The sequence below is a fragment of the Actinoalloteichus sp. AHMU CJ021 genome (genome assembly GCF_002895405.1).
In the GTDB taxonomy this organism is placed as follows: Bacteria; Actinomycetota; Actinomycetes; order Mycobacteriales; family Pseudonocardiaceae; genus Actinoalloteichus_B; species Actinoalloteichus_B caeruleus.
This window is the reverse complement of the sequence record NZ_CP025990.1, coordinates 5,605,374-5,614,659: the sequence shown is the minus strand read 5'-3', so window position 1 is coordinate 5,614,659 and position 9,286 is coordinate 5,605,374. Positions and strand designations below refer to the sequence as shown.

Below are 9,286 nucleotides of genomic sequence, written 5' to 3'. Positions count from 1 at the left end.
GAGGTCACACCTCGATCCGGAAGTCGCCGGGCGGGGGGTCGTCCCCCGCGTGACGCCGGTCGCGGATCGCCGAGGCCTGGTCCTCGATCGTGTGCAGGTCGAAGAGTTCACCGATCCGCAGCGCACCCGGCCACCGCGCCTCGAACCGCTCGTGCAGCTCCACCAACTTCAGCGAGGTGCCGCCCGACTGCCAGAACGCGTCGCGCAACCCGGCGTCGGAGTGGCGCAGGACGGCGGCCCACTCCTCGGCCACCGCCTGTTCGAGTTCGTTCCACCCCGACCAGTCCGCGCCCGTGTCCGGCTCCCCCGCCCGGGATGCCAACGCCGAGCGGTCGGCCTTGCCGGTGTGGGTGGTGGGGACGTGGTCGAGCCGGACGAACCGGGCGGGCACCGCCTGGACGACCAGGTGGCGCGCGCAGTGGGCGCGCAGCTCGTCCGGCGAGGGCGGGGACTGCGGGTCGGTGGGCACCACGAAGGCGACCAACCCGATCTCGACCGAGTGGACGACCACGGCCTGCCGCACACCGGGGTGCCGCTGCACCACGTGGTCGACCTCGACGAGCTCGATGCGGATTCCCCGGACCTTGACCTGGTGATCGGTGCGCCCGTGGAACTCCAGGGCTCCGTCGGCCCGGACGGACGCGAGGTCCCCGGTCCGGTACATCCGCGAACCGGGGCGGTAGGGGTCCGCGACGAACCGTTCGGCGGTCGCGGCCGCCGCCCCGACGTAGCCGCGGCCGACCTGTTCACCCTGGATGTACAACTCCCCCACCTGCTCCCGGGGCGTGGGCTGGAGGCCGCTGTCGAGGACCTGTACCTCAACGGTGGAGAAGGGACGTCCGACGGGGACCCGCGCGGGGGTCGGCTCCTCCACCCGGTGGGCGGTGCTGGACACGGTCGCCTCGGAGGGCCCGTACTCGTTGACGAGGCCGGTCCTGGGAAGAGCCGCCTGGTGCCTGTCGACCAGCGTGGGAGGTAGGACCTCGCCGCCCAGTACGGTGCGGTGGAGGGTGGCCGGGAGCTCCTGGGCGTGGTCGAGCAGGGCCTGGTAGTAGGAGGGCACCGCGTACAGGTGGGTGACGAGGTGCGTGGCGGCGAGCCGCGCCACCGCCCTGGCGTTGACGAGTTCCCGCCCGCCGGGCAGGACCACCGTGCCACCGACCGCGAGGGTCGCGAAGAGGACCCCGAGGACACCGTCGAAGGACACCGACATCGCCGGCAGGAACACCGGTGTCTGCCCGTAGAAGCGGGTTCGACCGGCGACGCAGGTGTCCAGGTTCCTCCGGCTGATCGCGATGGCCTTGGGGACCCCGGTCGTGCCGGAGGTGAGCACCACGTAGGCGAGGTGCGCCGGCGCCGCGTGGACTGGTTCCACGAGGGGTTCGCTCCCCGGTTCGGGCGGGCGGTGGTAGGCGAGGACGAACGGCGCGCCGCCCGAGGAGACCGTGACCGCGGGTGGTGGGTCGTCACGCCCCTCGTGGAGGACGACGGCGACGGGCTGGTCGGTGGACGTGAGCACGGCGTCCAGCCGCGCACCGGGTTGGCCCGGTTCGACGACGACCCAGGTCGCACCACAGCGCAGGGTCGCGATCATCCCGACGAGAACGGCGAGCCCCTGGGGTAGGTTCAGCACGACGGTGGTGCCGGGGCGGGCTCCCGCCCACGCGAGCCGGCCGGCGAGGACCGAGCTGGCCTGGTCGAGTTCGCGGTAGGTGAGGGTCGTTCCCTCCGAGACGAGTGCGGGATGGTGCGGCCGCGACGGCACCCGGGCGCGGAACGCGGCGAGGGTTTCAGACATCGAGGCGCCCTCGGCGCGGCCGTCCCACCTGCTGCGGGCGGGTGGCGTGCCCGCCCGGCGCCGGTCCGAGCCACCCCGCCGACGCTCCGCGTCGGTGTCCCCGGTCTCGGGTGGTCAGGCCGCTCCCCGCGCGGTGCGCGAACGCGTCTCGCTCCCTCTCGACGCGCGGTGCCTCGACGTGTACCAGCTCGCGTCGTGCCGTGATCGTCACCGCTCGCTCCCAACATCCGTCGGTGCTCACAACGCTATGGCGACGAGGGCCACTGGGACAGCGCTTTCGGCACTGCCCGAACCCTCAGGTCGTCCGGCGGCGCGCCTTCGCACGGATCCGGGCCGACCGGGTGGTGACCGCCGCTGGCCAGTCATGGAGCGGGCAGGGGGTGTCCCCATGGGTTCGTCAAGCGGTTACCACCTCCTGAGCCGGCTCGGGATGCCGGCTGGGCGAGCTCGTTGTCAGCAGCGAGTAGCTGGCGGGCGTGGGCGTCGACGCGAAGGATGTTGGCCAGCTCATCGCGCCGACGTGCTCGAACTGACTTCTCACGGGCGACGGTATGGCGCTCGCGGTAGCGGGCCGCGGCCATCGGATTGATCGCATGGATCTGCCTCCCGGTTTGGCGCAGTGCGGCAACCAGCAGACCACGTGGGGTCTCGATCGCCACCGGGATCGGCTTGGCCGGATCGTCACCAGCGGTGGTGAGCATGACCAGCAGCTCGGCGGAGTCGGTGGCGGAGTCGTCGAGCTTTTCTTGGCGATCAGGCCGCCGTCGACGTCGACCAGGGCGAAGTCGTGGTGATCCTCGGTTCAGTCAATTTCATACAACACCCTCACTGGTGCGCTTCCCTCCCAGTTCACTTCTTTGCGCAGGTCAAACCAGGCGACAACGCGCGGCGCCCTAATAACGAGGCTCTGCTGCCCGACCTCCGATTCAGCCGTTCGTGATTCCAGCTATCCGCGCGTCCACCGGTCCCGACTCAGAGCTCCAGGGCTTCCGGCTTGCCGGGGCTCCTCCGCACGGACGGGCTCGAACCACGAGCCCAACGTGATCAACGAGGTGGTGGCGCCCGAGGCGTACCCCGATCGCCACCACCGGCGTCGGCGCGCTCTTGGACAAGGGCTCCAGGACTGAGGTACCGCCAGGCATCAGCGGAACGCAGGGACGAACAACCAGCCCCGGGCAGGGGGCACCGATCTACAACTTCAGACTGAAGGCCACAGCTGAGTGCGGGCATCGGTCCCTACCGGTCTGGTCGTTCGAGCTTGGGAACTACCCCCTGGGCCAAGCATCCGATCTTCATCGAGACCTTCACGTGTCAGGTAACGGGAAGGTGTCCTTGAGCCTCAGCGGGTGGTTCGGCACTCATCAGGTGAAGGGGCGGGCCGTCGTCCGCGCCGCACGCTCCCGGGCTGGGGTTCACTTCCCGCGAGGAGACGCCAGGGCCGAACGGGTGACGCGGTCGGCTCGTTCCGGGGTGGGGGGCGAAGTTCGCCGGAATGTCAGGTCCCTGAGCACTCCCCGTCACCCGTTTGTGGTCGATAGCCTCTGAACGTGGGAGAGAGTCACGTCAACGGCGTCCCCGTGTTCTGGCAGGAGGGCTCGGGCGAGGTGTCCGGTTTCCTGCTCTTCCGTGTCGGCCTCCGTGACGAGGGCCTGCGGCATGCGGGCCTGACGTCGGTGGTGGTGTCGATGGTGCAACGCGTCACCGGTTTCTTCGTGCCGACCAGTTGGTCGGGCTCCACCCTGGACACGGTCGTCTTCGCGGCCACCGGGGCCCGCGCCGAGGTGTGCGCCCAGCTCGACGAGGTGTGCGAGCTGCTGGCCGACCCGCCGGAGGACCTCATCGAGAACGTGCTCTCGGACCGGGGCGCGGCCGGCTGGCTGGACGTGCCCCGCCCGACGGCGGCCCTGCTGCGCCACGACTACGGGTCCACGGGCATCGGGGCCGCGTACTGGGCCGACGACATCCCGTTGGACCGGTTCACGCCACGGGAGGTGCGGGAACACCTGGCCCGTTACTTCGTGGCGGGCAACGCCGTCTGCGCGATCACCACTCCCGTCCTGGACGGAGCGATGCGACTACCGCTCCCCCCTGGCGCGGCCCCGCGACGGCCCGCCATCACGCCGAACCAGCGGTCCTCGGCGGAGTGGTTCTCCGGCGGGCCGCCCCCCTACTCCGGGGTGGGCGTGATGTTGCCCGGGACGCTCGACGCGGTGTGGGCGGTCACCCAGGACGTGCTGGACCTTCGGCTCCACCCCGTGCAGGAGAGCCTGGTCGACCGGTGGGACGGTCAGGACCGCATCCTGGGCCAGACGATGCTCTCCTCGGACACCGTGCACGTCGCGATCGACCTGTTCTGCGAGCACGACGCCTCCGCGCGGGCCGCCGGTGCCGTCTGGGCCGCGCTCACCGAACTCGCCGCGGCGGGACCCGACCAGGACGAGCTGACGGCGCTGCTCGAACGGCGCCGGCGGTCCGACGCCGGGCACCGGGACACCGAACGTGCCGCGTCCCGGGTGTTCCGCCGTGCCCACCTGGCGCTGTTCGGGGTGACCGGTTCGGACGGCTGCGACGAGCGCAGCCGCGCCCGGGTCAGACCGGAGCAGGTGGCGGCGGCGCTGCGGACCGCGATGCGGTCGGCCCTGGTGGTGGTACCCGACGGTGTGGAGCTGGCGTTGCCGGGGGTGGAACACGTGATCCCCACCTCGCTCCCCCCGGAGGGAGGGGCGCGCTTCGAGGCGACCGGTGGTTGCCCGCCGGGGCAGGACCGGGAGCTGCTGGTGGAGGGGGCCGACCGGCTCTGCCACCGCAACGCACTGGGCCGGTGGCAGAGCGTCGCGTGGTCGGAGGTGGTGGGGTGGTCGGTCTGGCGGGGCGTCGCCGTGGTCTACGGGAGGAACGGGGAGAAGATCGTGGCGGACCCGCACCGCTTCCCCGGTTGCGAACCGTTGGTGTCCCGGCTGCCGGACCTGGTGCCCTCCGAGCTCGGGTGGCCGGGGTCGATGGAGGAGGTGGACATCGTGGCGGCCGGCCTGGCGCGGCAGGCGATGGAGGACCTGCACTCCGCGCCGGAGGGGGGCTTGGACCACTTCGTCTACCAGGAGATGTCGGTCCGCGAACTGGAGCGCCGGCTGCCCTCGGCCAGCGGTGTCCTGCGGAGGCAGGTCGCGCGGAACCTGCGGAGCCTCGGCGTGGACGGTCCGTTGCACCGGTCGTGACCTCCTCGGATCTCCGCGCCTGGTCCGCCGACCGGCGTTCCCCTCGCCCGTGGTGGCGTGCCGGCGTCCGGCCTCTGGTCAGCTCTGGCGTCCCCTCGGGCTGCGCGCTGTCGCCCCCTGCCGGCCGCCTGCTTGGGCTGGGCACGCCGATCGCGGACGGTCACGGGGGGACGGTGGGGCAGGCGGGGTTCCCCGGCCACGGGCTGGCGGCTCGGCCCCGGCCGGGCCCCTGCTGTTACCGGTGAGGTGTCCCCACGTGGATGGGCCCCTCACCTCCGTTCCGGCCCGCGCCGGTCCTCGGTTCGGGTGCGCGACGGAGCAACGGCCCCGCCCTGGTGGGACGACGGCCGTCCCCCTCCTCCTGGCACCTCCCCACCTCGGCCGGGTGGGTGACCGTTCCCGGGTTCCGCCCGGGCCGCACGGGTGGCCGGGTGACGGGTGCCGTCCCGCCCGGCGGGACCGGCGCTACTGGTAGAGGACGCCGGCCAGGGCCGGGTCGTCCACCGTGCGCGCGTCGTACCAGTGGAAACCCGTGTCCACGGTGGCAGGGAGCTCCTCGCCGTCCATCGCCGCCAACCCGGCCAGGACGAGTCGTCGACCCATGTCGATGGGGTCCTGGGTGACGGCGCCGGCGAGGGTGCCGTCGCGGACGGCGTCGAGCTGGGCGCGCCCCGAGTCGAACCCGACGACGACCAGGTCCTCGTGGCCGCTTTCGGCGACGCCTCGGAGCACCCCGACCGCGGAGCCCTCGTTGGAGGCGTACAGGCCGTCGAGGTCGGGGTTCGCGGCGAGGACGGCCTTGGTGATGTCGGCCGAGACGAGCTGGTCACCGCCGCCGTACTGGGGGTCGAGCACGGTGATGCCGGGGGCGTTGGCCCGCATCCAGTCCAGGAAGCCGTCCCGCCGGTCCACCCCGGACCCGCTGGTCTGGTCGTGCACGACCAGCCCCACGGTTCCCGTGCCACCGAGCAGGCCGGCGAGGTGTTCGGCGGCGAGGGCGGCCGCCGCCCGGTTGTCGGTGGCCACGGTGGTCCTGGGGATCTCGCTGTCCACCCCGGAGTCGAAGGCGATCACCGGGATGCCCGCCTCCTCGGCCTGCCGGAGCAGGGGTTCGGTGGCGCGGCTGTCCAACGCGGCCAGGCCGATGGCGTCGGGTTGGCGGGCGATGGCGTTGGTGAGCATGTTCAGCTGGGCCTCGACGTCCTGTTCGGTGGGTGGCCCCATGAAGGTGACACCGGCGCCCCGCCGTTCGGCCTCCTCCTCCGCGCCGCGTTTCACGGCCTGCCAGAACTGGTGTTGGAATCCCTTCGAGACGATGGCGATGTGCGGCAGGTCGGGGTCGTGGCCCCACCCCGGTCCGCAGCCGGTGAGCGCGACGGCGAGCGCTCCGAGCACCGCGAGCGGCCTGATCCCGCGCATCCCGCGCTCCCTTCCCTTCCGTGGGCGGTGACGACCACCGCCCGCTCAACCCTGCCGTCGGCGGCGCAGCATGTCGGCGTAGACGGCCACGAGGATCACGCAGCCGAGGATGACGTTCTGCCACTCCTGCGGGATGGACATGATCTGGAGCCCGTTGTTGAGCACGGAGATGATGAGGGCGCCGATCAGCGTGCCGACCACCGAACCGCGCCCGCCGGACAGCGAGGTGCCGCCGATGACGACCGCGGCGATGGCCTGCAACTCGTACCCCATGCCGGTGGCGGGCTGGGCGGAGCCGAGGCGGGCGGAGATGAGGATGCCGGCCAACCCGGTGAACAGGCCGGCGAGGACGTACACGGCGATCTTCACCCGGCGGACGTCCACCCCGGACAGGGCGGTGGCCGCCTCGTTGCTGCCCACCGAGTAGGTGTGCCGTCCCAGGACGGTCCTGCTGAGGACGAGTCCGGCGACGACCGCCGCGACGAGCAGGATGAGGACGGCGTTGGGGAAGTCGACGCCGGGGACGAGGTTGCCGGTGGAGATGTCCAGGTAGCCGGGGACGTCGGTGAAGTAGATCGGCGCGCTGTTGGACAGCACCAGGGCCAGCCCACCGGCGACGAGCATCATCGCGAGGGTCGCGATGAACGGGGGGATGCCCAGCAGGGTGACGTTGAGGCCGTTGACGAGGCCGATCAGGCCGCCGAAGAGGATCGCGGCGGGGACGCCCACCGCCAGGGGCAGTCCGAGATCGACCATGAGCACCCCGGCCACGACGGCGCACAACGCCATGCCCGTGCCCAGGGAGAGGTCGATGCCTCCGCTGACGATCACCAGGGTGGTGCCGACGGCGAGGGTGCCGATGACGACGGTGGAGAACAGGATCGCCGTGAAGTTGCCGTAGGTGAGGAAGAAGGGGCTGGCGACGGAGAAGAAGGCCCCGATGACGAGGAGGCTGGCGAGGGCGAGGAGCTGTTGGAGGCGGGCACGGGCGGCACCCGCGAGGCCGCCGCGCCGCGCCGGGTGGTCGACGGTGTCGGTCGTGTCGGTGGCGGTCACGGCCGAGCCTCCCGTCCGTGCTCGGGCGCGGTCGGGTCGGGGGCGCCGGCCCGGTACTGGTCCCCCGGCGCGTCGCGGTCCGGCGGGGGTGTGCCGGTGTTCTCCGGTCGCAGCGTCGCGTAGCGCATGATGGCCTCCTGACTCGCCTCCGCCGCCGGGAGGATCCCCGTCACCCGGCCCTCGCTCATCACCACGACCCGGTCCGACAGGCGCAGTACCTCGGGCAGTTCGGAGGAGATGACGATGACCGAGGTGCCGTCGTTGGCCAGCCCCTCGAGGAGCTGGTGGATCTCCTCCTTGGCTCCGACGTCGACGCCTCGGGTGGGTTCGTCGACGATGAGCACGTCGCAGTCCCTGGCGAGCCAGCGGGCGAGGACCACCTTCTGCTGGTTGCCGCCGGAGAGGTTCCGGACCGGCCGGTCCAGGGACGGGGTGCGGACGCCGAGGGCCCGCACGTACCCCTGGGCGGCGGTGCGGGCGGCGCGGCGGCGGACGACGCCGGCGGTGGCGAAGCGGCTCGCCAACGCGGCGAGGGTGATGTTGGTGCCGACGTCGTGGTCGAGCAGCAGCCCGTAACGTTTCCGGTCCTCGGAGAGGTAGCCGACGCCGAGGGCGGCGGCCTCGGCCGGGTTGCGGATGCGCGCCGGCCGCCCGCGCACCTCGACCGTGCCGCCGGTGCTGGGGTCGGCGCCGACCAGTGCCCGCGCGGTCTCGGTGCGCCCGGCACCCATCAGGCCGGCGAAGCCGAGGATCTCCCCCTCGTGGAGGTCGAAGCTGACGTCGCGGAGGAGACCCCGGGTGCTCAGCCCGCGCACGCTGAGCACCACGGGCCCGGGTCGTCGGGCTACCCGGGTGGGAGCGGGTGCCGTCGAGGTGGCGACGGCGCGGCCGACCATCAACGAGACGACCTCGTCGGTGCTGGTGGTGGACACGGCTCGCGTCGCCACGTACCGGCCGTCGCGGATGACGGTGATCCGGTCGGCGACCCGGCGGATCTCGTCCATTCGGTGGGAGATGTAGATGACGCCGGTGTTCGGGCCCTGGAACCGTCGGATGAGCGCGTGGAGGGTCTCGACCTCGTCGGCGTCCAACGCGGCCGTCGGCTCGTCCATGATGAGCACCCGGGGCCGGTGGGACAACGCCCTGGCGATCTCCACCAACTGCTGGTGGGCCACTGACAGGGTGGCGACGGGAGCGTCGGGGTCGAGGGGCAGGCCGAGTTCGGCGACGAGTTCCGCCGCCCGCCGGTCGAGGGCCCGGCGGTCGACGAACCATCGCCACCGCCTCGGTTCCCGTCCGAGGAACAGGTTCTGTGCGACGGTCAGGTCCGGCACGAGCGAGAACTCCTGGTGGATGATCCCGATGCCCAGGGACCGCGCGTGCCCCGGCCCGCTGGGGCGGATCTCCCGCCCGTCGAGGAGGAACCGCCCGGTGTCGGGCTGGTCGACGCCGGAGAGCAGGCGCATCAGCGTGGACTTGCCGGCACCGTTCTCCCCGACCAGGGCGAGGACCTCGCCGTGTCGGAGGTCCAGCCGCATCCCGGACAGCGCCCGCACGCCGGGGAAGCTCCTGGTGACGTCGGAGACGTCCAGCAACGGGGGGAACGGGTCGGTCGAGGAGTGCGTCGTCCCACCCACGTCGCCGACCTCGCTTCCCGTTTCGGGGGCGCCGGTCCGCCGGGGGTGGTGACCGCGCTCCCGTGGTGCTGGTCCGGCCCCGGGCGGAACCGGCGCGCTCGGGCCCCGCCCGGTGGGCGGTGTCGAGGCGGTCCGGTCCGTGCTCGGAGTCAACTCTGGAC

Annotated in this window: 6 protein-coding genes; 1 reads left to right on the top strand and 5 read right to left on the bottom strand. The window is 72.3% G+C overall.

What is annotated here, in order from left to right; genetic code table 11:
• Positions 1-4: 4 nt before the first annotated feature.
• A complete protein-coding gene (locus C1701_RS23695; protein ID WP_103056642.1) occupies positions 5-1,798 on the bottom strand; it encodes a non-ribosomal peptide synthetase in 1,794 nt (597 codons plus the stop codon).
• 362 nt (positions 1,799-2,160) lie between these two features.
• Positions 2,161-2,499: a hypothetical protein gene (locus C1701_RS27820; protein ID WP_337661910.1), complete on the bottom strand. Its 339-nt coding sequence runs from the start codon at positions 2,497-2,499 to the stop codon at positions 2,161-2,163.
• Between the two features lie 846 nt (positions 2,500-3,345).
• Here C1701_RS27820 and C1701_RS23685 point away from each other — a divergent pair.
• On the top strand, positions 3,346-5,013 hold the full coding sequence (locus C1701_RS23685; RefSeq protein ID WP_337661909.1) for a hypothetical protein: 1,668 nt from the start codon (positions 3,346-3,348) through the stop codon (positions 5,011-5,013).
• 465 nt (positions 5,014-5,478) lie between these two features.
• On the opposite strand, the gene C1701_RS23680 is transcribed toward C1701_RS23685, so the two are convergent.
• Genes C1701_RS23680 through C1701_RS23670 form a run of 3 tightly spaced genes read right to left on the bottom strand, consistent with a single transcriptional unit; the run spans position 5,479 to position 9,125 of the window.
• The gene (locus C1701_RS23680) at positions 5,479-6,432 is read right to left on the bottom strand and encodes an ABC transporter substrate-binding protein (RefSeq protein WP_026418175.1); all 954 of its coding nucleotides are present in this window, start codon (positions 6,430-6,432) and stop codon (positions 5,479-5,481) included.
• A 45-nt stretch (positions 6,433-6,477) separates the two neighbouring features.
• The gene (locus C1701_RS23675) at positions 6,478-7,488 is read right to left on the bottom strand and encodes an ABC transporter permease (protein ID WP_103056639.1); all 1,011 of its coding nucleotides are present in this window, start codon (positions 7,486-7,488) and stop codon (positions 6,478-6,480) included.
• Positions 7,485-9,125 carry a sugar ABC transporter ATP-binding protein gene (locus C1701_RS23670; protein WP_103056638.1) on the bottom strand — a complete coding sequence of 547 codons (1,641 nt, stop codon included), beginning with the start codon at positions 9,123-9,125 and terminating at the stop codon, positions 7,485-7,487. Before C1701_RS23670 ends, C1701_RS23675 begins: the two co-directional genes overlap by 4 nt.
• Between the last annotated feature and the right edge of the window lie 161 nt (positions 9,126-9,286).

Coding starts and splice junctions, on each gene's coding strand:
- C1701_RS23695 (WP_103056642.1), bottom strand. CDS start 1,798: ATGTCTGAAACCCTCGCCGCGTTCCGCGCCCGGGTGCCGTCGCGGCCG.
- C1701_RS27820 (WP_337661910.1), bottom strand. CDS start 2,499: ATGCTCACCACCGCTGGTGACGATCCGGCCAAGCCGATCCCGGTGGCG.
- C1701_RS23680 (WP_026418175.1), bottom strand. CDS start 6,432: ATGCGCGGGATCAGGCCGCTCGCGGTGCTCGGAGCGCTCGCCGTCGCG.